At 42.5% G+C, this 23445-nt stretch carries 28 protein-coding genes; 1 reads left to right on the top strand and 27 read right to left on the bottom strand.

The genetic code is table 11. From position 1 onward, the window contains the following. Window positions 1–247 precede the first annotated feature (247 nt). The gene (locus HFA01_RS10740) at window positions 248–1120 is read left to right on the top strand and encodes a YitT family protein (protein ID WP_146816076.1); all 873 of its coding nucleotides are present in this window, start codon (window positions 248–250) and stop codon (window positions 1118–1120) included. A gap of 67 nt (window positions 1121–1187) precedes the next feature. Here the strand turns inward: HFA01_RS10740 and HFA01_RS10735 are convergent, their stop codons facing one another. From HFA01_RS10735 to HFA01_RS10605, 27 genes are all read right to left on the bottom strand, one after another. Continuing rightward, the gene (locus HFA01_RS10735) at window positions 1188–1862 is read right to left on the bottom strand and encodes a zinc metallopeptidase (protein ID WP_115895308.1); all 675 of its coding nucleotides are present in this window, start codon (window positions 1860–1862) and stop codon (window positions 1188–1190) included. Window positions 1863–1925: 63 nt separating this feature from the next. After that, complete coding sequence (locus HFA01_RS10730) at window positions 1926–2627, bottom strand: hypothetical protein (protein WP_146816074.1); 702 nt, start codon at window positions 2625–2627, stop codon at window positions 1926–1928. A gap of 54 nt (window positions 2628–2681) precedes the next feature. Further along, a complete protein-coding gene (lhaT, locus tag HFA01_RS10725; protein WP_167506224.1) occupies window positions 2682–3257 on the bottom strand; it encodes a lipoprotein heptaprenylglyceryl N-acetyltransferase LhaT in 576 nt (191 codons plus the stop codon). An 80-nt stretch (window positions 3258–3337) separates the two neighbouring features. After that, on the bottom strand, window positions 3338–4327 hold the full coding sequence (locus HFA01_RS10720; protein ID WP_146816070.1) for a menaquinol-cytochrome c reductase cytochrome b/c subunit: 990 nt from the start codon (window positions 4325–4327) through the stop codon (window positions 3338–3340). Window positions 4328–4355: 28 nt separating this feature from the next. Beyond that, window positions 4356–5030 (bottom strand): menaquinol-cytochrome c reductase cytochrome b subunit, encoded by a 675-nt coding sequence (gene qcrB, locus HFA01_RS10715; protein ID WP_035504929.1) that lies wholly within the window; start codon window positions 5028–5030, stop codon window positions 4356–4358. 3 nt (window positions 5031–5033) lie between these two features. Beyond that, a complete protein-coding gene (locus HFA01_RS10710) occupies window positions 5034–5543 on the bottom strand; it encodes a QcrA and Rieske domain-containing protein (RefSeq protein WP_146816068.1) in 510 nt (169 codons plus the stop codon). Window positions 5544–5676: 133 nt separating this feature from the next. Next, window positions 5677–6132: a YpiF family protein gene (locus HFA01_RS10705; RefSeq protein WP_146816066.1), complete on the bottom strand. Its 456-nt coding sequence runs from the start codon at window positions 6130–6132 to the stop codon at window positions 5677–5679. A gap of 102 nt (window positions 6133–6234) precedes the next feature. Further along, window positions 6235–6795, bottom strand: coding sequence for a ReoY family proteolytic degradation factor (locus HFA01_RS10700; RefSeq protein ID WP_146816064.1), 561 nt, complete (start codon window positions 6793–6795; stop codon window positions 6235–6237). Between the two features lie 32 nt (window positions 6796–6827). Continuing rightward, the gene (locus HFA01_RS10695; protein WP_146816062.1) at window positions 6828–8081 is read right to left on the bottom strand and encodes a tetratricopeptide repeat protein; all 1254 of its coding nucleotides are present in this window, start codon (window positions 8079–8081) and stop codon (window positions 6828–6830) included. A gap of 17 nt (window positions 8082–8098) precedes the next feature. After that, the gene (locus HFA01_RS10690) at window positions 8099–8971 is read right to left on the bottom strand and encodes a hypothetical protein (RefSeq protein WP_146816060.1); all 873 of its coding nucleotides are present in this window, start codon (window positions 8969–8971) and stop codon (window positions 8099–8101) included. 65 nt (window positions 8972–9036) lie between these two features. Then, the gene (gene aroA / locus HFA01_RS10685) at window positions 9037–10326 is read right to left on the bottom strand and encodes a 3-phosphoshikimate 1-carboxyvinyltransferase (RefSeq protein WP_146816058.1); all 1290 of its coding nucleotides are present in this window, start codon (window positions 10324–10326) and stop codon (window positions 9037–9039) included. Window positions 10327–10338: 12 nt separating this feature from the next. Continuing rightward, entirely contained in the window at window positions 10339–11439 is a 1101-nt protein-coding gene (locus HFA01_RS10680) for a prephenate dehydrogenase (protein ID WP_146816057.1), read from the bottom strand. Further along, entirely contained in the window at window positions 11436–12533 is a 1098-nt protein-coding gene (gene hisC / locus HFA01_RS10675) for a histidinol-phosphate transaminase (RefSeq protein ID WP_146816055.1), read from the bottom strand. Before hisC ends, HFA01_RS10680 begins: the two co-directional genes overlap by 4 nt. A gap of 13 nt (window positions 12534–12546) precedes the next feature. Then, window positions 12547–12909: a chorismate mutase gene (gene aroH, locus HFA01_RS10670; protein ID WP_146816151.1), complete on the bottom strand. Its 363-nt coding sequence runs from the start codon at window positions 12907–12909 to the stop codon at window positions 12547–12549. After that, entirely contained in the window at window positions 12909–13988 is a 1080-nt protein-coding gene (gene aroB, locus HFA01_RS10665) for a 3-dehydroquinate synthase (RefSeq protein ID WP_146816053.1), read from the bottom strand. Before aroB ends, aroH begins: the two co-directional genes overlap by 1 nt. Next, window positions 13988–15157, bottom strand: coding sequence for a chorismate synthase (aroC, locus tag HFA01_RS10660; RefSeq protein WP_146816051.1), 1170 nt, complete (start codon window positions 15155–15157; stop codon window positions 13988–13990). The genes aroB and aroC overlap by 1 nt, the downstream gene beginning before the upstream one ends. A gap of 117 nt (window positions 15158–15274) precedes the next feature. Continuing rightward, window positions 15275–16075 carry a CheR family methyltransferase gene (locus HFA01_RS10655; protein ID WP_146816049.1) on the bottom strand — a complete coding sequence of 267 codons (801 nt, stop codon included), beginning with the start codon at window positions 16073–16075 and terminating at the stop codon, window positions 15275–15277. A 282-nt stretch (window positions 16076–16357) separates the two neighbouring features. After that, window positions 16358–16804 carry a nucleoside-diphosphate kinase gene (ndk, locus tag HFA01_RS10650; RefSeq protein ID WP_089652579.1) on the bottom strand — a complete coding sequence of 149 codons (447 nt, stop codon included), beginning with the start codon at window positions 16802–16804 and terminating at the stop codon, window positions 16358–16360. Window positions 16805–16895: 91 nt separating this feature from the next. Beyond that, window positions 16896–17867, bottom strand: coding sequence for a heptaprenyl diphosphate synthase component II (gene hepT, locus HFA01_RS10645; RefSeq protein ID WP_146816047.1), 972 nt, complete (start codon window positions 17865–17867; stop codon window positions 16896–16898). 16 nt (window positions 17868–17883) lie between these two features. Beyond that, window positions 17884–18591, bottom strand: coding sequence for a demethylmenaquinone methyltransferase (locus tag HFA01_RS10640; RefSeq protein WP_146816045.1), 708 nt, complete (start codon window positions 18589–18591; stop codon window positions 17884–17886). 2 nt (window positions 18592–18593) lie between these two features. Beyond that, on the bottom strand, window positions 18594–19397 hold the full coding sequence (locus tag HFA01_RS10635) for a heptaprenyl diphosphate synthase component 1 (RefSeq protein ID WP_146816043.1): 804 nt from the start codon (window positions 19395–19397) through the stop codon (window positions 18594–18596). 91 nt (window positions 19398–19488) lie between these two features. Beyond that, window positions 19489–19713 (bottom strand): trp RNA-binding attenuation protein MtrB, encoded by a 225-nt coding sequence (gene mtrB / locus HFA01_RS10630; protein WP_146816041.1) that lies wholly within the window; start codon window positions 19711–19713, stop codon window positions 19489–19491. Window positions 19714–19897: 184 nt separating this feature from the next. After that, complete coding sequence (hbs, locus tag HFA01_RS10625) at window positions 19898–20170, bottom strand: non-specific DNA-binding protein Hbs (protein ID WP_008638574.1); 273 nt, start codon at window positions 20168–20170, stop codon at window positions 19898–19900. 61 nt (window positions 20171–20231) lie between these two features. After that, the gene (locus tag HFA01_RS10620; protein WP_146816039.1) at window positions 20232–20570 is read right to left on the bottom strand and encodes a hypothetical protein; all 339 of its coding nucleotides are present in this window, start codon (window positions 20568–20570) and stop codon (window positions 20232–20234) included. A 120-nt stretch (window positions 20571–20690) separates the two neighbouring features. After that, a complete protein-coding gene (gene spoIVA / locus HFA01_RS10615; RefSeq protein ID WP_146816037.1) occupies window positions 20691–22169 on the bottom strand; it encodes a stage IV sporulation protein A in 1479 nt (492 codons plus the stop codon). A gap of 244 nt (window positions 22170–22413) precedes the next feature. Continuing rightward, window positions 22414–23142: a YphF family lipoprotein gene (locus tag HFA01_RS10610; protein ID WP_146816035.1), complete on the bottom strand. Its 729-nt coding sequence runs from the start codon at window positions 23140–23142 to the stop codon at window positions 22414–22416. Window positions 23143–23159: 17 nt separating this feature from the next. Further along, a complete protein-coding gene (locus HFA01_RS10605) occupies window positions 23160–23357 on the bottom strand; it encodes a DUF2768 domain-containing protein (protein WP_146816033.1) in 198 nt (65 codons plus the stop codon). Window positions 23358–23445 lie beyond the last annotated feature (88 nt).

Genomic DNA, 23445 nt, shown 5'->3' with positions numbered 1-23445 from the left:
TCCTCTTTGTTCAATCATTCAAGCTGATTTCCATAAGTGGTTTCGAGAATCTTCCTCCGCCCCCCCATCCAATTGAGAACATCTCGAAACTGAGCCTTCCACAATCATGCCATATCCTTTTAAAACTTCCTTATGAATAATCAATACCAAAGTTATATTGCCAGAATTATAAACCGGAAGATATTGCCGCCATCCATTGAATTATCTATAATTGAAGTCGTGTGAAACAACTATTGGAGGTGTACATATGAAAATCTTTGGACTACGCGTGAAAAATATCATATGGATCTTAATCGGATCCGCTATCTTTTCTTTTGGACTTGTCCATTTCAACATTCAGAACGAATTAGGAGAAGGCGGATTTACTGGTATTACCTTACTCCTTTTATACTTGTTCGATTGGGATCCTGCGCTTATGAATATTGTGCTCAATATTCCAGTCCTCATTATAGGATGGAAGATTCTTGGCCGGATCACGTTCTTTTATTCCCTAATCGGAATCCTTGCCGTTTCCGTTTTCATTTCAGTTTCTCAAAACTATATGATTGAATTCAACCTCTCCGATGATCTTACCTTAGCTGCCTTGTTCGCAGGTGTGTTCATAGGGGTTGGGCTGGGCATTATATTTCGGTACGGCGGGACGACAGGAGGAGTCGATATTATTGCACGCCTTGTCAATAAATATCTTGGCTGGAGTATGGGAAGAGCTATGTTCCTTTTTGATGCCCTGGTCATTCTTGTATCCATTATTACTTACCTCGAATACACAAGAGGGATGTACACATTAGTAGCTGTTTTTGTCGGCGCAAGAGTCATAGACTTTATACAAGAAGGGGCGTACGCGGCGAGAGGGACAACGATTATCTCTGAGAAAAGTGAGGAAATCTCTAAACGAGTAATGGAGGAAATGGATCGAGGCGTAACCGTTCTCGAAGGAAGAGGGTCCTTTTCTGGTTCAAAAAGGGATGTGCTTTATTGTGTCATCGGTAAAAATGAAATCGTTAGACTAAAGTCTATCATTGATCATATTGATCCTCACGCGTTTGTCGCTGTTAGTCATGTACACGATGTCATGGGCGAAGGCTTCACTTTGGATGAGAATAAAAACCCTATCGACTAAGTTGATCAAATAAACATTTTCAAGCAAACAAAAAACCGATCCTTCTCCAAGGATCGGTTTCTCTTATTTATTCTTCGTTCATGCCTACAAACATGAATACAAAACGCAGCAATTCTGCAAGTGCCACGAGAGCACCGGCAACGTAAGTCATCGCCGCAGCGTTCAACACTTTCTTCGTTTTACGCTCTTCATCATTTCGAATGACTCCAGTTGACACCAATTGGCTCATGGCGCGATTTGAAGCATCGAATTCAACAGGTAAAGTAATCAATTGGAACAAGACAGCAGCTGCAAAGAATACAATTCCTGCTAAAGCAAGGCCGGTCATCCCGAGTAGAAAACCACCGATAATGAGAAAGATGGAAATGTTAGAACCGAAACTCGCAACGGGAACAAGGGCACTTCGGAAGCGTAAGAATGCATAATCCTGTGCATCCTGAATCGCATGACCGACTTCGTGTGCAGCAACAGCAGCTCCTGCAGTTGAACGACCATGATAAATATCTGTTGAGAGACGAATGACTTTCGAACGAGGGTCATAATGATCAGTTAAATGTCCACGAACTTCTTCAACAGCAACATTGTATAATCCATTATCATCAAGAATTTTTCTAGCTACCTCTGCGCCTGACATGGCTGAGGATGTCGGAACTTTTGAATACTTTTTGTAGGTGCTTTTCACCTTTGATTGCGCCCACAGTGGAATAATCAATATTAGCGCAAAGTAAATAATAAAACTCATCTTTCATTCCTCCATCTTGGATGTGAGTATATAGGTCAATTTTAGTCAAAAATTCATGAAAAATCAACTATGACCACTTCTCATTGTGTGTCTATTTTTTGAACTTTCTCTATAATTGATTGCTCCAACATAAAGCAATGTCATTATAATTGCCCCACCTATAAAAATGGCGGTCGATAAGAAAGCATTCCAGTCCTGCTGGGAGTTCCCCTTAACGAGCTCTGAGATTTTCCCAATAAAATATTCACGACTAGTAATCGTATCCATGATTGATAATTCCTGCAACGCTTGATCGGCTTCGTTTACTTTTGATCTGTCTGAATAATTCATCACAACAGGACGTATCATATTCCACTCCTCCTCAATATCTTCGAGTGAAAATGAAGAAACTGAAAGATCTGAGAAGGATTCAAGTTTTTCTTCTATAGCGGTGTATGGATCATCAGATGAAGTAACGATGAGGAAAGTTATGAGCCCCTCTTCCCATCTAGTTTCTGTAAGCTTATCTGTTGAAGCGTGGACCTCCAGGCTTGCCCAAGCATCTTTATGTTCATCTGGTAGGGTTTGAACATATTGTTCCATCTCCGCATATTTACTATTCCAAAGCCGTTCAGCAAGGTCAAACTTTCCATCAGCAGCCAACCGGCGATATTGTGATGCGAATGATTCCCAATCAGGAGATCCCTCCGACCAAGAATGCACAAGGCCAGATGGTACGAGTGTGAAAATAAGGGAACAAATGATCAACAACATGGCACGTCCCATTTCACTTCTCCCCTCTCACAAGTATTATTTCATCTTATGAGAAGGAACAGAATTTTAGACCCGGGAGTTTCTTTTTACAGTTAGGACATAAGTACAAAGGACACATGCGATACTTAGCCAAAATGTAAAATAGCCGATTTCATCCATATACTCAACAATGGCTGGATAAACAGGCATTTGACCGAAAACATAATCAATCACATCATTGTGAAGCGTCCATATGGCAGCAACGACGATATGTCTCATTTTTATTTTATAAAAGGGAGCATACAAAAGACCTTGGACAGCCATAGCTCCATGTGAAAAAACTAACATGTAGCCGGTCCATGGAAGAGACCCATATTCCAATAATGTTAAACCATTCATAACAACTGCCCATACTCCATATTTTAAAAGAGTGATGATGGCCAGTGCTTCTATGTAAGGAACATTTTTACCGAAGATATAAAATCCAAGGAATATAGTAAAAAACAAACTGGCTGTAGGACTGTCAGGAACAAACAGCAGAAAGATGGGCTCAGTCACAGATAGCTGAGGTTCGTACCATATGTATCCGTAAATGGTTCCAAATAAATTAATGAAAAATAGCAAAATCAAAAATGTTCGATTCTTCAGTAGATAGGTAATCATTTGTTTCATGTTACCTTGTACCTCCAATACAAATGTAGCCGCGCTTTTATAAGCGCGGCTACATTGAATTAAGTATCTAATTACTCTTCAGATCCAGATCCTTCTGAATCACTGGAACCTTCTTCTGAAGATCCCTCTTCAGACCCTTCACCAGAAGAGCCCTCCTCGGATCCACCTTCGGACCCTTCGTCAGAAGATCCTTCTTCAGAGTCTCCTTCAGATCCTTCGCCAGAGGAGCCTTCTTCAGATCCACCTTCGGATTCTTCACCAGAAGACTCTCCACCTTCGCCACCAGCTTCACCGCCGCCAGCTTGAACGACGAATTCAGCTAGTTGCTGGAGTTCTTCATCACTGCCGCCAAAAATACCGGCAGGCATCTCTCCGACACCGTTAACAGCAATATCTTTGACTTGATCTACCGTTAATTCAGCATCAATCAAAGATGGGTAGTTCCCTTGTCCTTGTAGAGCATCCCCGTGACAGCTCAAGCAGTTCGCTTCATATACTGCATAACCAGGATGATCTTTATTGATTGTTGATTCAACCGCTTCCACGTTGACTCCGTATTTTTCTGCACGCATTTCATAATCAGCATGAGAAACAGATTCATAAGTCAACCAGAAGGTTGCGATAAAGCCTAAAAGCATCAATCCAACTGCAATCGGACGCTTTTGAGGGCGTCTTTCTGGGCCACGATCAAGGAATGGCGCAAGCAGTAAGGCACCGAATGCCAAGCCTGGCATAACGATCGCACCGAGAACGATATAATCTCCACCTGCGAATTGATACTTAAGAAATTGATACAAGAATAAGAAATACCAGTCAGGCAATGGAATATAACCTGCGTTGTTTGGATCCGCCTGTTGCTCAAGTGGTGAAGGGTGAGCAGCAGTCAAAATGAGGAACCCAATCAAGAAGACAGATCCTACGAGCCACTCCTTCAGCAGGAAGTTAGGCCAGAAGGCTTCTGTACGGCCTGGATATTCCGAATAGTCTTTTGGTAAGTTGGCTTTTCGTTCAGCCGTGATTCGTGAATCACCGACGAACTTCATCCCTTTTCCCCTATGCACAGCTTTCCCTCCTTTTTAACGATACATTTTATAGTGGTCCGGAAATCCCTTGTTTACGGATCAAGATGAAGTGGAACGCCATCAATCCGAATAGTGCAGCCGGCAAGAAGAATACGTGAATAGCAAAGAAACGTGTAAGCGTTTGAGCACCAACGATCGATGGGTCTCCGGCCAGTAATGTCCGAATCTGATCACCGATAAATGGTGTGGCTGCTGCTATTTCAAGACCAACCTGAGTTGCGAAGTAAGCCTTGTTATCCCAAGGTAACAGGTATCCTGTGAAGCCCAGTCCCAACATGACGAAGAACAAAAGTACACCAATAACCCAGTTCAACTCACGAGGCTTTTTGTAGGCTCCCTGGAAGAATACCCGTAGCGTATGTAAGAATAACATGACGATGACGAGACTCGCTCCCCAGTGGTGCATACCACGGACGATTTGGCCGTAAGCAACCTCTCGTTGCAAGTAATAAACAGATTTCCAAGCGTTTTCAATGTCCGGCACATAATACATGGTCAGGAACATTCCGGACAGGATTTGAATGACCGTTACAAAGAAAGTCAATCCACCAAAACAATACACAAATGCTGAAAAATGGTGTGCCGGGTTAACGTGTTCAGGAACTTCGTGATCTGCGATATCACGCCACAGCGGGGTAATATCTACACGCTCGTCCACCCAGTCGTAAATTTTTTGAAGCATGTATTATGCCCCCCCTCCTGAATCTTTCGTTTCACCTAAGTAAAGCATTCCTTCTTCTACTTTAAACTCAAATCGAGGCAGTGGCGCCGTCGGCGGAGTTCCTGGCACGTTGGTACCGTCTTTCGTGTAACGGCCCGCGTGACAAGGACAGAAGAATTGGTTCGGGTACTCCTCATTGGAGGCCCAGTCGACCGTACATCCCAAGTGAGTACAAATCGGTGATAGTGCTACAATTTCATCATTGTCGTTTCTGTACACCCACGCTGTTTTTTGAACTTCTGATTCATACCAAGCATCCACTTGATCGATCGTCCATTCAAAACGCTGCGGTTCATTCGTAATTTCATCAACAGAAGCTACGGAGACGAAATCTCCACCCTCTTTCGTTTTCAATACAGGATCGATTGCGAAACGAACCATCGGTGCAAGCATGCCCGCTGCCATGAAACCGCCTACACCAGTGAGTGTATAGTTTAGAAATTGGCGCCGGGATACTCGTTTTTTATCGCTCATTCTTTTCCCCCCTCTATGCTGTAATCCATGCGACATGGATTGATTACACACAGTTTACTAGGACATTACCATGATAGCGCAATCTCAAGGCGCGGTCAATAAATTATCAAACCTTGTCGGAACTTTTATCCAGTTACCAATAGGCCTGGATCAATTCACTGATTTGGTGAGCTTGCTCCCGAACAAATGACTGTGTTTCCGTAGACTGAATATCGCCAGAACCCATACCGGGCACCCAGAGTACGTGTCCCTCAAGCTTCGCTTCGTATTTTTTCCACTTGCTGTCGAAAGTAAAAAGGAAGATATGATGGAAAGGCTGCTCTTTAAACTTATGAATCCAACGATTGATCCTTTCTGTTTCGTTAGCTTGTGATCCTTCAAGATAGTGATAATCCGGCGCCAGGAATATTCTCCCCTTGTATTCTTTCTCGATCAGGTTCGTAAACACTTGGTTCAATTCCCGTTGAAAGGCTTGTTTCACCATCTGTTGGTCATTACCTGGATCGAATGGAATCAAGGGAATGATTACGGTATCAATATACTGTTTTTCTGGTATGTATTGCGTAGTATCTGCTTTCGTCCATCTCATAATTCATTTCATCCTTTATCTATGTATCATTTTCTCTTTATTTTACTATATTTAAACAAAAATGAAAGCCGGAACCTTTTTTAAGGTTCCGGCTTTCCTATATTATAAAAATGCGTTCAAATCCTGTTTGACTTTCTGAAGCTTTCCACATAATGCTTTGAATTCATCCCGTTCCCCATTAATCAGAGCTTCGTCGATCCGGTTTTCAATACTTTTCCGTCTGTGCTGCAAAAGACTGACAGATAAAAGGCGTTCCGCTTCATTTTTATCTCTGTCATTTAAGTAGTAATCTTTTGGTAGATACGGGTTTTCTTCAAGTACGAGAGCATATTTTGAGCATTGCTGTGCATTCTCAAAGTTCATTTGGATATAGACAGGTTCTCCTTGATTCATCCTTAAGTCATGAAACGATTTCTCGGCATCATTTGTCATAACCTGGCCTTTATAAAAACGGAAAGGTGGGTCAGAAACACCCTGTGCACTGATTTCCATACCACGCGGACAAAACTTCACTTCCTGGACAAAATGGACACTAGACAAAAGAGATTCATGGTTCATTAAATAATTGAGAATCCATACACTCTCTCGCTTTTTCAACTGAAAGTGATTTAAAAACCAGCGGACAAAGTCTTTTTTCTCATCCACAGAGATTGGTGTTTGCATATGGGCGCCCCTCCTGCGCTTTTTTAATCAGCTCATTGTTCTTTCAGCCGCTCAACGAAGTCCTCAATTTCTGTATCTGTAGGGTCAATAGCCAGGTATTCTTCAAAGATCTGTCGTGCTTCAGACATCCTTCCTTCTTCTACAAGGAAATAACCGTAAGATTTCAAGAAATCTGTATCTTCCTTCAATGAAGGGTACGCTTGTTGATACTGCTCATAAGCCTCCTTGAATTTCTCTTCCTCTTCATAAGCTTGAGCAAGTTCCCACAAGTAATTCGGATCTTCCTCTCCAAGAGAGATCAACTCGTTGATCAAATCAATGATTTTGTCATTCATATCATCAGACTTGTAATTTTCAATAAGGAAAAGAATGGCTTCTTTATAACCTGGGTCCAATGCAACCGCTTCTCTCATCCACTTGTATCCCTCTTCTTTGTTTCCCTGTCTATGAGACAAGGTACCGGCGAGATGATAAAGTTCCTTATTGAATTCATCTTTGGCAAGACCATTTTCAGCCATATCCAATGCTTCCTTTGGCATACCTTCTGAATCATAAGCCTGTGCTAAGTGTGGGTAAACAGACTGGAAGTAAGGGTCCTTTTCAATCAACTCTTCCCAGACATGGATCGCAATGTCGTTACGGTTTGCCTGGTAAGCTACGAAACCGTAGCGAAACATTACATCTGGATTATCTTCTTCGACTTTTTGGAAATACTCAAGCGCTTGTTCAAATTCACCATTTGCCGCATAAGCTTCGGCAAGTCTTGTAGCCACTTCAATATCACCTATGACCGGTTGATGATGCATCGCATTTTCATAATAGGGGATACTCTTCGAATATTCCCCATTGGAGAAGGCAAGCTCACCTAAGGCAAAGTCAATGATTGCCGAATTCGGCTCCACTTGTTTAGCCATTAGTAACTTCTGTTCAGCTACTTCATAAAGTCCCTGGGCTTGATAAAGATCGGCAAGCTGCACAAGCGCTTGCAAGTAGTCTTCATCTTCCGGCCCAAATTGGTCAAGCAGTTCAATCGCTTCGTCGTCTTCATCAAGGTCAATGTGGATCTCTGCCATCATGACTTTCAGTTCTTGTTCTTTAGGATAGCGTTGAATGAGTTCGTGCAACACCATTTTCGCTTCCTCGAGCATCCCCCATTGCATGTATAGTTCAGCAATCGTGAATTTCTCTTCTTCGTCAGCCTCTGGTAAATATTGTGTTAGAGTTTTTATAGCATCTTCCGTCTTGTGGGCTTCCATTTGACGGATGGCTTTTTGTATTTCCTCCATGATGACATCCTTTCCATTTAAACAAAATGCTTGTGAATCTTCACTTGTATGTTGGATCCAGGCTTTTCATCGATGACCTTCTGGTTCACCTGTTTCACCTGTCCATTCATAACCGTTACATTCGGAACAGAATCATGATATCTAAAATCGTCTGCCTCTTCAAACGTTCGGTCTTCTGAAAGGCGATAGAGGTTATAATCCGCATGCCCTCCAGGGACGATTCCACCTTTGTGAGGATAGATCCCGCTGTCTTTTAAATTTTTCAGAGAGAGCCTTTCATCATCCTGTACATCTGTTAGCTTTATGATACCATACTGTTCGCAAAGTGAAGACCACAATTCTGCGTAGTTGTTCGACGTATTCTCTGTATCTTTGACGAACATCGTCAACGGCATTCGTTTATAAGCCTGCGCCTGAGCTACCCATTCCCAACAAACCTCGGTAAGGTCTTCTACGGACTGCACTTCCACACATAAAAAGGGGCTTCCTTTTCTGGCAAAAAAACGGACCATTTCAGGCCGAAGAATTTTTGCCGGCACAACAGGGATGACCATATAATCGAGAGGCAGTGATTCACATCGATTTAAAAATTGGTCATATTGACTTCGGTAGTGACGTAAACTAGTCACTAGGTGTTGTGTGAGTAACAAGGTACACCCTCTTTTTATGTAATGATTTCCTGTGTCGGTCACCGAGGGTGAAAAAGCAAGCGGTTCTCTCATATCTACCATCACATGGCCAGGACTGACATGAAATCCATCCACCACCATCAACGTATAGGGCCCTTTTCCGGTTCGATCTCTGACGAACTTTTCTTCTTTAACTGTACATTCGCTAAAACAGGGACCATTGTCATTTTCAACATACCCTTGAAACCAATAAGCTCCCATACGACGAAACCTCCAAATAGGCTTTTTATATCGTATGAGAGCTTTACATAAACTATGAAGTTAATTTAATTCAAGACTTGATTTAAGTCGGTGAAAAACGAAGGATAAGAAATGTTAATGCATTCTTTGTTTTGAACGGTCACTTCTCTTTCACAAATTAAGGAAGCAATTGCCCCCATCATCCCTATACGGTGATCTCCATAAGAATCGATGGTTCCACCATTTAAAGGTGTGCCTCCCTGGATAATCATTCCATCTTCTTGAGCTTCGATATCTGCTCCTAATAAAGAGAGGGTCTCTACCACAGCTTTAATTCGATCCGTCTCCTTGTAACGGAGTTCCTCCGCATCTTTAATGATTGTTTTTCCTTCAGCTTGCGTCGCTGCAAGAGCAAGGATCGGGATTTCATCAATTACATTCGGTATAAGATCGCCTTCTAATGTCATTCCTTTTAGAGGACTGTGACGAACAACAATGTCACCGACAGGTTCACTTCCAATATGAGTATGTACCTGGACTTCTATATTTGCTCCCATACCTTTCAATGCTTTTACGATCCCATCACGGGTCGGGTTGAGCCCAACATCTCGAATCACTAATTCACTATCAGGCACGATTGAAGCGGCTACTAGGAAAAAGGCTGCGGAAGAGATATCACCAGGAACCTTAATATCGGAAGCACTCGGTTCTTGTCCACCCTTGATTTTGATAGATCTGCCTTCCACTTCTACATCCACTCCGAATTCAGGAAGAAGCATTTCCGTGTGGTTTCTTGTTTCCCCAAGCTCTATCACTTCTGTTTCACCCTCTGCAAGCATCCCGGCTAAAAGTAAAGCAGACTTCACTTGAGCACTTTTCACTGTCAATTCGTGCCGTGCCCCCTCAAGCTTTTTACCTCGGAAGGCAAGTGGCAGCAAAGAGTCATGTTCACGCCCCTGGATGTCCGCTCCCATAACACGAAGTGGCTGGATAACCCGGTCCATGGGACGCTTGGACAATGATTCATCACCAAATGCGGTCGTAAATAAAGGAAGTCCTGCAAGCACTCCGCTCATTAATCGTGCCGTTGTCCCTGAATTTCCAAAGTTGATCGGTTGAGAAGGTTCTCTTAAATGGGAAAGGCCTTTTCCATGAACCGTAATCTTATTTCCTGCCTGCTCGATATTTACTCCCATAAGACGGAAGGCTTCAACGGTCCTCAAGCAATCTTCACCCGTAAGAAAATTCGTAATGACAGACGTGCCTTGGGCTAAGGCTGAAAATATCACGGATCGGTGGGAGATGGATTTGTCTCCTGGAACAGATAAGTCTCCGTTCAGTCGTTTATCTGTTGGTTTTAACTCAATGCTAGACATAGGAATCCTCCTTTACTGTTGGATCATCACCTCATATTGGTAGTGATCTAAAATTTCTTTACTCTTCCATTGTTCTTCACTTGTAGCAAAGCTGATTCTCAGCACACCAGTAATCCCTTCTCGAATTTCGAGGATTTGAATATTCTTAATGCTGATGGCTTCTTCTGCTAAAATTCCTATCACATCACGGATCGCACCTGGCTGGTCATGGATATCAACATAGATATCATAGAAAGAAGGAATGGCTCCTTTATCTTTCGTTGGAAGTCCGTCTCTGTACAATTTAGCATCAGATAGATACTGGTATGTCTTCTCTTTCTCCCCTTCGGAAAGGTAGGTCCTGATCCTCTCCATCTCACCAATCCAGTCATCCAGCATAGCAATGAGGAGTTTTTTATTTTGGAAGAAAATATCCTGCCACAATTTAGGGTTGCTGGAGGCGATCCTAGTAATGTCTTTGAACCCTCCCGCAGCCATCTGCTTAATATATGGATGTGTGCCTTCCCACTCTTTTGCCTGATGGACAAGAGAGGAAGCAATCAGATGCGGAAAATGAGAGATGACCGCGGTCATCTCATCATGTTCTTGCGTAGTAAATGTTACGAAACGTGCCTTCGTTTCTGATAACAAATCCTTAATCACATCCGCTTCCTTTTCATCTGCATGAACGGAAGGAGTCAACACATAAATCGCATTCTCGAACAGGTGGGGTTTAGCAGCGGTATAGCCATGTTTGTGTGAACCTGCCATCGGGTGCCCTCCTACGAAGGAGAGAAAAGGATGGGATAATCGGTTCGCCGCTTCCAGCACTTGATTCTTAACAGAAGACACGTCTGTCACAAGTAAAGGTTTGTTTAAATCCATAGATTCAAGTTGATGGATATAGTCGATAGTAATGGAAATGGGTGTAGCAAGAATGCAGATATCGGCTTCCTGCGCGGCTTTTTCAAAATTGAAAGAAGCCTGATCGATGACCCCTTGCTTCAAAGCCATGTTGAGGGTTTCTTCATCCCCGTCCATTCCGATGATAAATACATCTTCTTTTTTAGAGACGTTCATAGCTATAGAACCACCGATGAGTCCTAAACCAACGATCAGAATTTTCTGTTTCATTGTTCACCGACGGAAGCAAGCTTTTGTTTCATCGCTTCCTGGATCTCCTGCATGTCTTCTTTTTTCCCAATCGTCAACCGGATGGTGTTCGGCAAACCTAACGCTTCCCCGGAGCGTACGATAAACCCTTTAGTCAACAAGTATTCAAACATCTCATCACCACTGCAAGGCAAATGAATCAATAAGAAATTGGCCTGGGTATCAAAATAACTCAATCCTTGATCCTCACAAAATTGCATCAAGGCTTTTTTATTTTTTTGGTTTTCTTGAACGGTTTCTTCAATGAACTTTTGGTCATCCAAGGCTAAGAGAGCAGCGGCTTGTGCAACCGTTGAAGTGTTGAATGGCTCACGCGATGGTTCAAGGATTTGAATGACCTCTGGATGGCCGACACCATAGCCGATTCTTAAACCTGCCAAACCGTACGCTTTAGAGAAAGTGCGGAGCACCATCAGGTTCGGGTAGTGATCCAATGCTTCTATAGAATCAAAAGCATCATCCGCTTCCAAATATTCGTAATACGCTTCATCAATGACAACTAGAACGTGATCAGGAGTACGTTCCAGGACTGACTGGAGTGTCGCCTGGTCGATATGGACACCCGTCGGATTATTTGGTGTACAAATCCATAGGACACGTGTTTGTTCATCGATATTTTGAAGCATGCCTTCTAAATCGTGGTGACCATCGACCAGTGGGACTTCCCGGACTTCTGCACCTTCAATTAAAGCATTGTGGCGGTATTGCGGAAACGTCGGTGTCGCCATGACGGTATTAGCACCCGGCTCCAGGAATGTACGGCAAATGATCTGGACCACTTCATCTGAACCATTTCCGAAAATTAACTGGTTCTGTTCCACGCCGATGAAATGTGCGACTTTTTTTCTAATTTCTGCACCATATCCATCAGGATAGATTTCTAAATTTGAAATAAGCTTTGGTAATTCTTTTTCTACCACGGGAGAAAAACCGAATGGATTTTCATTAGAAGCAAGTTTCACGATCCGATCCAAACCGAATTCCTTCTTTACTTCCTCAATCCCTTTCCCTGGCTTGTATGGTTTCATATTTTTTAGAATGTCTTTGGCTTTCATTGGGATGCTCCTCTCAACTCTTTAAATCTGGTCTCAATTGTTTTGCATGATTATGATAGATATGATGGATATCTTTTTGTGCGATCTCTGTCTGTACAGTCACCATAACTCTGATACACTTCTCAAGACTACCAGGAACCGGAATTTCACGCATACACATGACTGGAACATAGGTCCATCCATCTAATTTTCTTAATGACTTTGCAGGAAAGGCATCATTCAAATCCTCTGTCACTGTAAAATAGACGGAAACAACGTCCGTTGCTTCAATATGATTGGAATCTATGACATCTCGAAGCAGTTGATAGGATTGTTCTACAATTTCATCATGTTCATTACGTTCGACCGTTGTCGCTCCCCTTACTCCTCGAATCATCATTCTCCACTCACCTCATTCATTAAAAGAGACATATGTTCTACCAGCTGGTTCTCCTCGATTTCCACAACATAAGGATCACTCAGTTCATGAAGAAGGACAAAATTAATCTTCTGCCGAAGGGTTTTCTTATCCAACTTCATTTTCTCCACCATTTGTTCAGGGTGGATTCTGTTTAAGACGGAAATGGGATAATGATTTCTAATCAGCCACTCCTTATAGTCTTGTAGAGGAAGCTCGGCACCTTTCAGGTCGTTACTTAACTTCATCATCAATAGCAGCCCTACAGCGACAGCTTCCCCATGGGTAATTTCACCGTAACCAAGCTCCGCTTCAATGGCGTGGGCAAGGGTGTGACCTAAATTTAAATATTTCCGGATCCCAGCTTCTCTTTCATCCTTCTCTACAATCGAAGCTTTCACTTGGATTCCTCTCATTAAATCGTTCTCTAACTGATCAACTGAGAGTTCAGAAAGTTTCCCTTTCAACAAGCGGTGCGCCCATTCTGCATCACTGAGAAAAGCATGTTTTATTACTTCCCCATACCCTGAGCGGATTTCACTCTCCGGCAGGGTTTCGATCGTTTCCATGTCATAGATGACTTTCACTGGATGATAAAAGGAACCAATTAAGTTTTTCCCTTTAGGATGATTGATCGCCACTTTCCCACCTACACTACTGTCGTGGGCTAAGATGGTTGTAGGCATCTGAATGTAATCAATCCCACGTAAATAGGTCGATGCCACAAATCCGGCCAAATCCCCGATCATCCCTCCACCTAAAGCGATGATGAGGGAATTGCGATCCAATTTTAGTTCTACACATCGGTCGAGAAGATCTTCATACCGGCCCATGCTTTTCGAAGACTCTCCTGCCGGAACGACTGCCGAAAATACAGGAGCTGCCTCTGCTAAGCTTTCTTGCACATCTTGCAAGTAATAATCCTGAACCGTACTGTCTGTAATGACTAATATAGATGTGTAACCGGATGAGATCACTTCACCCAAATTACGTCGTAGACCTTTTCCAATCAAAACTTCATAGTCATGACTACTGGATCGGACTGTAACAGAGGCCATTAAAATTCACGTACTTCCTTGCGGTAATCATCAACAGCACGTTTTAGGCGAGGGAAGTAGTCAGCTGGAAATTCATCAGTAATGGCTTTAGCCAGCTCAAAAGCTACAATATGCTCCATCACAACAGAAGCTGCCGGGACAGCGCATGAATCGGAGCGTTCGATACTTGCATTAAACGGCTCTTTGGTTTCGATATCCACACTTTGCAACGGTTTGTACAACGTAGGGATTGGTTTCATGACCCCTTTAACGACGATCGGCATCCCCGTTGTCATTCCGCCTTCAAATCCACCAAGGCGATTCGTGCGACGGTAATACCCTCGTTCCTCGCTCCATAAAATCTCATCATGGACTTCACTTCCGTTTCTACGAGCCGCTTCAAAACCGATTCCGAATTCAACCCCCTTATAGGCGTTGATGCTCATAACAGAGCCAGCGATTTTCGCATCCAGCTTTCGATCATACTGTACATAAGAACCGATTCCAGGTGGCATTCCTTCCACATAAACCTCTGTAACCCCACCAATAGAGTCTCCTTCTTTCTTCGCTTCATCGATGGCATGCATCATTTTCTCTGCCGCTTTTTCGTCAAAAGTACGGACAGGTGATGCCTCTGATATTTCTCTCCGTTGCTGCAATGTCAAATTTTCATCAACATCTGACACAATGCCTGCAATTTCACGTACGTAACCTGTCACTTCGATTCCAAGTTCTTTTAAAAGCACCTTGGCAACAGCGCCGGCCCCAACACGAGCTGCTGTTTCCCTTGCTGACGAACGTTCAAGTACGTTCCTCATATCTCGATGACCGTACTTCATTCCACCATTCAAATCCGCATGACCTGGACGAGGCTTCGTCACTGTTCGACGAATTTTTTGTGTGTCCTCAGGTAGAGGATCTTCACCCATAATGTCTGTCCAATGTTTAAAGTCATCATTGCTTACGACGAGAGTGATGGGAGAGCCAAGAGTATATCCATGACGAACCCCACTCGTAATTTCTACTAAGTCTTTTTCGATTTGCATACGTTTCCCACGCCCATATCCGCCTTGACGTCTGATCAGTGATTCATTTATTTGCTCTCTCAATAAAGGAAGATGAGAGGGGATTCCTTCGATAATTGTTGTCAATTGCTTTCCATGTGATTCACCAGCGGTTAAGTAGCGCATAAACGTACCTCCTATGTATTCATCCCCTTGAAGGGGGTGTTCTAAATTTTAGATACTACTATATCATATGGATGTAAGTTTGTGTCGTTAAAATATCGGAATTTTTATAAAATAAGATTAGAAAGCGTTTCCTGTCACTTGTTTCTGCCCTTTTTGATAGAAAAATGCGTCATAAACTTCAAATCCGTGTCTTTGTGGTGAAAAGATCTGCTCTGTACTTCCAACGAAGAAGATCCCCCCATCTACCAGAGAATGGTTGAAGTTTTGATAGATGGTCTTCTTCGCATCTTCTGTAAAATAAATCATCACATTCCGACAGACGATAAGATCAAAATCCTTTTCATAACGGTCAGATAAAAGGTTGTGCTTTTTGAAAGTGACACTTTTTCTTATATCATCAATCACTCGATAAGAGCTTCCTTCTTTTCTAAAGTATTTGCTAAGGATATCAGGTGATACTTCCTTCAACGATCTTTCGTGGTACAAGGCTCCCTCAGCCTTCCTCAACGCATTTACGTCGAGGTCTGTCGCAAGGATCTCCACTTGATGGAGGGGAATATATGGCTGCAAGATCATGGCTAACGTGTACGGTTCTTCGCCCGTGGAACATGCGGCACTCCAAATCCGTAACTTCTTCTTTTTTTGTAATAGATACGGAAGGACTTTATGTTCGAGTACCTCGAACCTCTTTCTGTTCCGGTAAAATTCAGACACATTGATTGTCATACGGTCTAATAATTCCTCCAACAACCATGAATCGCCTTCTAAAGCATCATAATAACTTTTGAAATCATGATGACCGCGCTTCTCCCTTAACGAAGTCAACCGTCGTTTCATTTGAGCTTCCTTGTACTGTGATAAATCGATTCCTGTCTTACGATGGACTTTCTCTATGAATTGTATGTAATCCTGACTCATCCCCAAAACTCCTTCTGCTTATTCCATATAAGCGTACTCTAGCATCGTCAGGTTGTAAACGAAGAACCACCGTGATGTAACAAAGCCTCCCGTTCGTGGAGGACTCCGTTTCGAGACTTTCATGTTAGGAAATGGTGGGTGCGGAAAGCGAGTCATCCCCCTAGCCCTCATGTACTCACACAGATATCTCGCAATTAACTATTTCTCAACCCTCTATATTGTGAATAGCCATTATTATGTTTATAAAATGAAAAAAGCCACCTTTGGAAGGTGGCTTTTTCATTAGTAGATCCAGTTTAGTGAATCTTTTTCGTAATCGACGAGTTCTTTTTCATCAAAGAACAAACCAATTTCTCTTTCAGCACTTTCTTTCGAATCAGAGCCATGGATGACGTTTTTTCCTACTGTTACACCATAATCACCACGGATGGTTCCCGGAGCAGCCTCAGCAGGCTTTGTAGCTCCCATCATTGTACGAGCAGTTGCGATTACATCTTCGCCTTCCCAAACCATAGCGAATACAGGACCTGATGTGATGAAGTCTACGAGCTCACCGAAGAATGGTTTTTCCTTATGTTCACCATAATGCTCCTCTGCAAGTTCTGTAGGAATGGCCATCAACTTGGCCCCTGCCAGTTTAAACCCTTTGCGTTCAAATCTTGCTGTAATGTCACCGATCAAATTGCGTTGTACACCATCTGGCTTAACCATCAAAAATGTCTTTTCCATGACAAACACCTCATCTTATGTATAGTGTGAAAGCGCTTTTAATAAGTGCCATAAAAAAGTCTATCAAACAAAGGGAAGAAAGGCAATAGATTTATGCCCTTCTTTTACCAATATACTTCGCAATTCCTTTGAGTGTCTGTTTGGCACGGTTGGCCGGTAATTTGTCCAAAGCTTCATAAGCTTTTTTCAGATAACGATCACTCAGCTGCAGGGAGCGTTCAATTGAACCATTGGATTGGACGTTCTCAATCAAGGGTTGAAGTTGATCCGCTGTCAAATCTTCTTTCTGCTGGAAAACTAGGTCCAACTCCCTTTTGAACTCATGATTTTCCATTGAAAATAGTACAGGTAAAGTAATATTCCCTTGAAACAGATCACTGCCGGCAGGTTTGCCTAATTCTTTTTCAGATGCCGTGAAATCAAGCACATCATCAATGATTTGGTAAGACATTCCTACATAGTACCCGTACTGATAGAGCGCACGCTCCTGAGCTGGGTCAGCATTCGCGGCTATCGCCCCAAGTCTGCAGCTCGCAGCAATAAGCAGAGCGGTTTTCCTCTTGATTCTCCGTAAGTAGGTCCGGAGATTTTGTTCAATATTATACTTATCCCTGATTTGTTCAATTTCCCCTAAACATAGTTCAACCATTGTACCAGCAAGAATCTGGTGAGCACGTGGGTTTTCAAGCACAGACAAGTTTTCAAGGGATCTTGCAAAAATATAGTCCCCTGTGTACATAGCAATCCGGTTATCCCACCGTGATTTGATCGTAGGTTCCCCGCGTCTCAATTCCGCTTCGTCGATGACATCATCATGAACAAGGGATGCGGTATGTATGAGCTCTAAAGAAACAGCTACTGCCTTCATCCGTTCGATATCATAGTTTCCAAATTTACCTCCAAGCAACACAAAGACAGGACGGATCCGTTTCCCTCCTGCTTGTAACAATTGGCTGGATGCTTCTCTGAGTACTGGATTATCCGATTGAATGGTATCGTTTACAGCCTCTTCGATTACCGCCAGGTCATTTTTAAGAAAAGAGTAAATCATTGCTAGTTTCATGGCATTTCATCCTTAGTTATTGCTTTTCCCCCATATGCATGGCTGCAACGCCGCCCGTATAGGATTTCACTTTTACATTCTTAAATCCGACTTCTTCAAACATCGATTTCAGTTCCGTTTTTCCAGGAAAATCTTTCGCTGATTCGTGGAGCCAGCTGTATTCTTGATAACTTTTGGCAAATAGCTTACCAAATACAGGCATAACCTTCCCAAAATAAAAATAATAGAGCTTCTTGAAGACTGGATTGGTCGGTTGTGATGTTTCTAAACAGACCACTCTGCCGCCAGGTTTTACTACACGATGCAACTCTTTTAGTACTTGGTGGTAATCAGGTACATTCCTTAAACCAAAGCCGATTGTCACAAAGTCGAACTGGTGATCTTCGTACGGCAAGCTCATGGCATTCCCATGTTGAAATTCCACTTGCTTTACACGACCGGCAATTTTTTTCTTAATTCCGACCGATAACATGTTTTCACTGAAATCAAGACCGATCACTTTTCCCTCTGTACCGACTGCATTTGCTAATGCCATCGTCCAGTCACCCGTCCCACAACAGACATCAAGCGCATGGTCACCCTTTTTAACATTCATTCGTTTCATAACGTCTTTTCGCCATAAACGATGTTGTTGGAAGGAAATGATTGAATTCATACTGTCATATCGTTCATAAATCTTTTCAAATACGTGATGTACTCGTTCTTCTTTTGATTGTGGTTCCATGTTCACCCTTCTTCCGCTATCTTTCTATGGTTGAATTGATGGTGAATGGCCGCATGCATATAAGACTTGAGCCAGTTAAAGTGGACGGGAAGCTGAGTAATTGTCATTTCCAACCGATGCATATGGGATTGGAGCATTTGCTCAATGTTCACCAATATTTGTCCACTATTTCCAAGCAAAGCCGGGCGCTTGATGAGTGCATCAATAAGTGGTGAGAAATTCCCTTCCTGATAGCTGCGCTTTTCTTCCAGTAACTTTTTCGCTAATAACCATTCACCTGCCATATCATTAATGGCTGTTTTTTGGACATATGAAGCGACCCTTTGAATAAGAAGGGATTCGATCTTTTTCAAACCTTCTAAGAATTCCTGGAAGGACTCCACATCTTTATAATAAAGTTCCATTTTCAATTCATTGATTTCCTTAATCGCGCCCGCAAGCGTATGAATCATTGGAATGTCGTCTAGCTGGGAGAGCAGATAATAATATAGACCGCTATAATAATCTCCGGCAAGGACCGTCAATTGACGGCTGCGGACGATTTCGCGATCATCGTCTTCATCCGATAAAGTAACGAGATCATGTGTATCAAGGGCAATCTGAACAAGCATGGTCGTAATGATGTATTGTTCTTTTTTCACCGCAGACAAATTCGTGTGATCCATGATTGAAGACAGAATCACGAGCTTGTCTTCATCTATCGTCGGCTCAGGGATAAAACGTACCAAATAAGGGTGGCGAACTTTCGATGCAATTTTTCGTTTGAGTTGTTTGATGTCATTATCTGAAGAATTCAACTTGATCACCTTGTCCCTTCCTGAACACTATTAAACCATTCTTATTATAGCATAATTGACCTACTGCTGTTTATTATGTATACGTTCGCAGAGCGAATAGTCACTCTGCATTGTTCGTCATTTCCCCGTGGCTCGTTTGGATGACAGCTTTCCCACGTACTTTAACGGCCGAAGTATGCTCGGTAAACTGAGCGATCATTACTTCTCCGCTGTCAAGCTTTTCTGAGTGGTGGAAACGCGTATCCGTACCTCGGGTCAAACCGATGACATTCACGCCATCTTCAAGCGCTTTTATGACGAAGAAATCATTGTTGGATGTAGTCATAAGGATCGCCTCCTTCTAGTATCATTACTATCTCTTACAAAGGGGACTTTTGTCAAAACATCCACCTTGTTGAACACTGAAAATAAACGGCCTTTCCATCATTATGGCCTCATTGCAGGTTTTTTAATAAAAATAAAAAGAAAAAGGGTGCACATGCACCCTTTTTCGAAGCCCTATGTAGCTATTATTTAACCGCATCTTTAAGGGCTTTACCAGGTTTGAAAGCTGGTACTTTGCTCGCGGAGATTTCGATTTCTTCTCCAGTTTGTGGGTTACGGCCTTTACGTGCCGCGCGCTCACGTACTTCGAAGTTACCGAATCCAATTAGTTGGACTTTGTCACCGTCTTTAAGTGAATCCATGATAGATTCGAATACAGAATCCACAGCTTGTGTAGCATCTTTCTTAGAAAGATCAGCTTTTTCAGATACAGCGTTGATTAGATCTGTTTTATTCATGCCATTCACCTCCTCCCAAGAAGGTTTAACTCATTCAAGTGGTTTCATCCACTTCAAATGTTTATTTAGGTGCCATCTTTTGATGACAAGCCTTATAATAAACGAGTTTAAAGCGAAATTCAATAGACAATCGTGTTAAAAACGCGTAACAACGCGACTTACGGGCTGAATTCCGCTTCATTTCCGGTGTAGCCTGCCATAATCTTCTTCCAGTGGCAAACCCTCTAAAACCTTGATATGACGGGGTTTTCACAACTTTTTTGATCTCCACATAGGTAATTACGACATCTACCTTGAAAAATCCTTTAAACTTCGCAATTTTTTTCTTGAAAACACTGAAAAATAAGCATTTCTGGTGTTTTTGAAAATGAAAACCAAGAGAATCATGCACTTTTCTCAAGTGAAAATATCACCCATATTTTTCTCCATCACACCCATCAAGTGTCAAGAAAAACCCTTGGAAACTTGCGGATGTGCTTTGGTCAAAAAAACAAAATTAAAAACGGCTCACACGGAGCCGTTATAAAATAATTGCGATCATACCACCTGATCCTTCATTGATGATACGCTCGAGCGTTTCTTGAAGTTTGTACCTTGCATTTTCCGGCATGAGTGCCAGTTTGGCCTGGATGCCCTCACGAACGATTGAACTTAAGGACCTGCCAAAGATATCTGAATTCCAGATAGACAGTGGATCTTCTTCAAAGTCCTGCATGAGATATCTGACAAGTTCTTCACTCTGTTTTTCTGTTCCAATAATCGGTGAAAATTCAGATTGAACATCCACTTTCACCATATGGATCGACGGTGCGACAGCTTTCAACCTTACTCCAAACCTCGAGCCCTGCCTAATGATTTCCGGCTCATCTAAAGTCATATCCTCTAAGGTCGGTGCAGCGATTCCATACCCCGTCTGTTTGACCATCTGTAAAGCGTCTGCCACTTGGTCATACTCTCTCTTCGCATGTGAGAAATCCTGCATAATCTCAAGCAAATGATCTTTCCCTCGGATTTCTTCACCGACAATTTCTTTTAACACATGATCATATAAATGTTCCGGCGCTTGAAGATCGATTTCAGCAATGCCTTCCCCAAGGTCCATCCCTGAAATATGAGCACCCGTAATGTATTCATATTGATCGAAGTTCCCTACGACGGTATCCACATCTCGTAAGCGTTTGATGTCCTTAACCGTATCTTCAATCGCCTCTTGAAGGTTGTTTCTTAACCAGTGTCGTGAATCAAGGACCATCACCCAGCTCGGTAAATTCACATTCACTTCCAGCACAGGGAATTCGAATAATGCTTCTCGCAAAACATTCTGTACATCATTTTCCCGCATGCTTTCAACGGATAGTGCAAGGACGGGAATATCGTACTTCTCAGACAGGTTCGCTCTCAGTTTTTCCGTATTCGGATGATGAGGCTGTGCGGAGTTCACAATCATGATGAAAGGTTTTCCGACTTCTCTCAACTCTTCCACGATTTTCTCTTCGGCTTCCACATAATCCGACCGGGCGATTTCACCGATGGTCCCATCTGTAGTCACAACGATTCCAATGGTCGAATGCTCCTGGATTACTTTTTGCGTACCGATTTCCGCTGCTTCATGAAAAGGAATGGCCTCTTCATACCAAGGTGTATGAATCATTCTTGGTCCGTGCTCATCTTCATACCCGACCGCCCCATTCACAGCATAGCCAACACAATCGACCATTCGGACGCGGATATCGAGGTGATCATCAATATTGATGTTTGCCGCTTGATTAGGGACAAACTTAGGTTCTGTTGTCATAATCGTCTTTCCAGCCGCACTTTGAGGCAGTTCATCTAACGCACGCTCACGCTCTGATTCTTCCTCCATATTGGGTAAAACAACGAGCTCCATGAATTTTTTTATAAAAGTAGATTTCCCAGTACGAACAGCCCCCACGACTCCTAAATAAATATCTCCATTTGTCCGTTTGGAAATATCACTGAAGATATCAACCTTTTCCAAAGGATCCCCTCCCAAATAAAATTTCACCTTCATACAAGCCTAGACAATCTAATTCTATGACGTTGTCCTAGTGAAATATGCAAGAAATTATAAGTACCGAAACTCATAATGGACGAACAATCATAGATGATTCGCATAAACAGGAGAAGAGAAACGCTGGATAGGTATGGTGTAATCAAGTATAGTTTATGCTCATTAAAAATCTATGAAAAAAACCGTCCCTCTATGCAGGAACGGTTCACAATCATGTCGATGGTTGAGCTTTTGAAAACACAGGCTCACCATTTTCCACTGTATAAGTCGTCGAATAGGCAGGAACAAAGGGGGTATGATCAGTCAGTAAGTAACGGATATCTTCTCCTTGCTCGTAACTATGCTCTTCTTCTCTTAAATACGTGTATAAGTCTTTTCGGTAATCAATATACACTCTCCCCAGTTCATCAAGGTACACGGGAAGTTTCTGGTCGGAATATGGACTATTGACCATGGGAGGCTCGTCCATTCCAATTTTCTCATGATCCAATTCATACACCCCGGGAGCTACGAAATCCCCGAACGGAGGGTATTTATTGTTATCTCTGTAAAACTTCACTTTGACCTGTAAGGAACGAACCTCTTCTGTCGTACGGAGGTCCAGCACTTTTACGGTCGGATCTGTTTCTGGATGGATGATGACGTATTGATAATGACCGCCGTTCTCAAAGGATGTACCCGGTAAATCACTAAGAAGGTTCATTTCCTTCAACTTACTGAATTCAATAGGATACTTTTGAAAGATCGGCGTATCTTGATCTTTTGTTTTGATTGGCAGGAGACCGTTCTTCTTCTCCTGATAGGCGTCCACAGCATTTTGAACCATCTCAAGCTGCTGATCATTCGGCACCTGATTCTTAGCCAAGTTACTCTGAGGATATAGACATCCGGAAAGCAGCAATGCCGTAAAGGGCAATAATATGAATAAAAAGCGTTTCATGTTGTTTCTCCCTCCTGTTATGCTGTCGGTCCGCTCAGGACGATATAAAGAATGATGATTCCTCCGAAAATCATAAATAAATAAGCGAAAACAGCAATCAATATTGATAGAAAACCCTTTATTTTATACCTGCTTAAGTAAATTAAACCAACAGCCAGGAACAACGAAATAATCCCTGCGAAGGATATGTACATTTTGAGCATGGACTCTGACACAGCTCTTCCTCCTTCAAACACACTTTGCTGATGGTATTATACCACAAGTATCCATAAACGGACAGATGAGAAAACAGAGTCTATCAGT

The sequence above is a fragment of the Halobacillus faecis genome (assembly GCF_007991335.1).
Taxonomy (GTDB): domain Bacteria; phylum Bacillota; class Bacilli; order Bacillales; family Halobacillaceae; genus Halobacillus; species Halobacillus faecis.
This window is presented reverse-complemented; position numbering and strand designations above follow the sequence as displayed.

Excerpts from the sequence above, each read along its gene's own strand:
- HFA01_RS10740 (WP_146816076.1), top strand. The coding sequence starts at position 248 with ATGAAAATCTTTGGACTACGCGTGAAAAATATCATATGGATCTTAATC.
- HFA01_RS10735 (WP_115895308.1), bottom strand. The coding sequence starts at position 1,862 with ATGAGTTTTATTATTTACTTTGCGCTAATATTGATTATTCCACTGTGG.
- HFA01_RS10730 (WP_146816074.1), bottom strand. The coding sequence starts at position 2,627 with ATGGGACGTGCCATGTTGTTGATCATTTGTTCCCTTATTTTCACACTC.
- lhaT (WP_167506224.1), bottom strand. The coding sequence starts at position 3,257 with ATGATTACCTATCTACTGAAGAATCGAACATTTTTGATTTTGCTATTT.
- qcrB (WP_035504929.1), bottom strand. The coding sequence starts at position 5,030 with ATGCTTCAAAAAATTTACGACTGGGTGGACGAGCGTGTAGATATTACC.
- HFA01_RS10710 (WP_146816068.1), bottom strand. The coding sequence starts at position 5,543 with ATGAGCGATAAAAAACGAGTATCCCGGCGCCAATTTCTAAACTATACA.
- HFA01_RS10705 (WP_146816066.1), bottom strand. The coding sequence starts at position 6,132 with ATGAGATGGACGAAAGCAGATACTACGCAATACATACCAGAAAAACAG.
- HFA01_RS10700 (WP_146816064.1), bottom strand. The coding sequence starts at position 6,795 with ATGCAAACACCAATCTCTGTGGATGAGAAAAAAGACTTTGTCCGCTGG.
- HFA01_RS10695 (WP_146816062.1), bottom strand. The coding sequence starts at position 8,081 with ATGGAGGAAATACAAAAAGCCATCCGTCAAATGGAAGCCCACAAGACG.
- HFA01_RS10690 (WP_146816060.1), bottom strand. The coding sequence starts at position 8,971 with ATGGGAGCTTATTGGTTTCAAGGGTATGTTGAAAATGACAATGGTCCC.
- aroA (WP_146816058.1), bottom strand. The coding sequence starts at position 10,326 with ATGTCTAGCATTGAGTTAAAACCAACAGATAAACGACTGAACGGAGAC.
- HFA01_RS10680 (WP_146816057.1), bottom strand. The coding sequence starts at position 11,439 with ATGAAACAGAAAATTCTGATCGTTGGTTTAGGACTCATCGGTGGTTCT.
- hisC (WP_146816055.1), bottom strand. The coding sequence starts at position 12,533 with ATGAAAGCCAAAGACATTCTAAAAAATATGAAACCATACAAGCCAGGG.
- aroH (WP_146816151.1), bottom strand. The coding sequence starts at position 12,909 with ATGATTCGAGGAGTAAGGGGAGCGACAACGGTCGAACGTAATGAACAT.
- aroB (WP_146816053.1), bottom strand. The coding sequence starts at position 13,988 with ATGGCCTCTGTTACAGTCCGATCCAGTAGTCATGACTATGAAGTTTTG.
- aroC (WP_146816051.1), bottom strand. The coding sequence starts at position 15,157 with ATGCGCTACTTAACCGCTGGTGAATCACATGGAAAGCAATTGACAACA.
- HFA01_RS10655 (WP_146816049.1), bottom strand. The coding sequence starts at position 16,075 with ATGAGTCAGGATTACATACAATTCATAGAGAAAGTCCATCGTAAGACA.
- ndk (WP_089652579.1), bottom strand. The coding sequence starts at position 16,804 with ATGGAAAAGACATTTTTGATGGTTAAGCCAGATGGTGTACAACGCAAT.
- hepT (WP_146816047.1), bottom strand. The coding sequence starts at position 17,867 with ATGAAACTAGCAATGATTTACTCTTTTCTTAAAAATGACCTGGCGGTA.
- HFA01_RS10640 (WP_146816045.1), bottom strand. The coding sequence starts at position 18,591 with ATGGAACCACAATCAAAAGAAGAACGAGTACATCACGTATTTGAAAAG.
- mtrB (WP_146816041.1), bottom strand. The coding sequence starts at position 19,713 with ATGACTACATCCAACAATGATTTCTTCGTCATAAAAGCGCTTGAAGAT.
- hbs (WP_008638574.1), bottom strand. The coding sequence starts at position 20,170 with ATGAATAAAACAGATCTAATCAACGCTGTATCTGAAAAAGCTGATCTT.
- HFA01_RS10610 (WP_146816035.1), bottom strand. The coding sequence starts at position 23,142 with ATGAAACGCTTTTTATTCATATTATTGCCCTTTACGGCATTGCTGCTT.